A 1178-nucleotide genomic window follows, 5' to 3' on the forward strand; every position below is an offset into this window, starting at 1 on the left:
GTTGTGTATTTTTCGGCGAGTAGGATTGTGTCGCAATCCGCGCCATAGGCGACTTCCATCACCCGGTCGAATCCCAGACGCTGGATGCCGGCAAATATCATTTCCGGTGTCACCTTGTTGCCGAACTGCCCGGTGAATGACGGTGCCACGATCGCATGCAGCTTCGGGGAAGTCGTCTTCCGTTTCCGTTCCATGAGGGAGAAGGTCACCTGGACAATCTCCGATTTGTCGGAAATGGCGGCGAAGGGGCAGGATACTGTGCATAGTCCGCAGCTTACGCAAATATCCTGATGGATACGGGCATACCCTTCCTCATCCGAATCGATGGCATCCACACCGCACGCCTCGGCGCAGGGACGTACTCTCCTGGTAATGGCGGCATAGGGGCATACTTGGACACATTTCATGCATTTTATGCACTTCTCCTGGTCTATGAGTGCTTTTCCCTCAGGGAATGAAATGGCGTTTCTCGGGCATACGATCGAACATGGATGTGCCATGCACGACTGGCATCCGTCGGTGACGATAACCTGATCCTCGGGACATTTCTCGCATGCGGCGCGGATGACGTTGACCAGGGGAGTCTCGATGATCTTTTCACTGGTGAAGGCCTTTTCGATTCCGCTGGAGACCGGAATATGCTCCCGTTCCTCCACAAGCGGCAGGCCGAAGGCCAACCTGAGACGTTGCTTCACGATGGAAAGTTCCCGGTATGAACAGCAACGGTACATCGGGTTTCCCATTTCGATGATACTGAATGGGAGGGACTCTATTTCCGAGGGTTTCTTTCCGTCAAGTATGAATCGTACTGTCTCCATGAGCAACCGCCTACGGAGATCGGTCACAGGAGTATAGATTCCCCGCATCCGTTCAAATACCCGTTTTACGCCGATCTCACTCATGGCTTTGCCTCCCGCTTCTTCTCTATTCGGGTATGCACATCGTCCATGATCGCTTCCAGTTTCGCCTCGAGAATATAATCGCCATCGATTTTCACAACAGGAGATCTCCTCGAGTGATCGCAGACTTTATTGGGACAGGACATCTCGTCGATGATGCAATGTTCCTGGATATCCTTCTCGGCGCGTAAAGCTTCCACAAGCTGGGAAGCTCCTCGGAACGCGCAGTTGGTACCGGTACAGACGGATACATGGATACTGTCCCCATTCTTTTGAGAA

At 52.9% G+C, this 1178-nt stretch carries 2 protein-coding genes; both read right to left on the reverse strand.

Annotated elements, in window-relative coordinates:
* Positions 1–902, reverse strand: a 902-nt coding sequence (locus ACODJP_RS13350) for a 4Fe-4S binding protein (protein ID WP_422482334.1), incomplete at its 3' end; no start/stop codon positions are given.
* Positions 899–1178 (reverse strand): NAD(P)H-dependent oxidoreductase subunit E (locus ACODJP_RS13355; RefSeq protein WP_422482336.1); only part of this gene is annotated, 280 nt, incomplete at its 5' end. The genes ACODJP_RS13355 and ACODJP_RS13350, both read right to left, overlap by 4 nt.

Source organism: Pleomorphochaeta sp. DL1XJH-081 (assembly GCF_049310885.1).
GTDB lineage: Bacteria > Spirochaetota > Spirochaetia > Sphaerochaetales > Sphaerochaetaceae > CAYZJV01.